The sequence below is a fragment of the Methylobacterium sp. CCH7-A2 genome, assembly GCF_001557075.1.
Classification (GTDB): Bacteria; Pseudomonadota; Alphaproteobacteria; order Rhizobiales; family Beijerinckiaceae; genus Allobosea; species Allobosea massiliensis.
In genome coordinates, this window is the sequence record NZ_LSKN01000159.1 from 1 (window position 1) to 255 (window position 255).

The following is a 255-nucleotide window of genomic DNA, read 5'->3' on the forward strand; positions in this document are numbered from 1 at the left end:
CTATGTCGCCGCCAAGCACGGCATCGCCGGGCTGACCAAGACGGTCGCGCTGGAAGCCGCCACCTTTGGCATCACCGTGAACGCGATCTGCCCTGGCTATGTCTGGACGCCACTGGTCGAGAAACAGGTTCCCGAGACCATGGCGGCGCGCGGCCTGACCCGGGAGCAAGTCATCAACGACGTGCTGCTGCACGCCCAGTCGACCAAGCAGTTCGTCACCGCCGAGGAGGTCGCGGGCCTGGCTGTGTTCCTGGC

Annotated in this window: 1 protein-coding gene; it reads left to right on the plus strand. The window is 66.3% G+C overall.

Going from position 1 to position 255, the window contains the following annotated elements; translation table 11 throughout:
• Window positions 1-255, plus strand: a 255-nt coding sequence (locus tag AX750_RS12720; RefSeq protein ID WP_156462452.1) for an SDR family oxidoreductase, incomplete at both ends; no start/stop codon positions are given.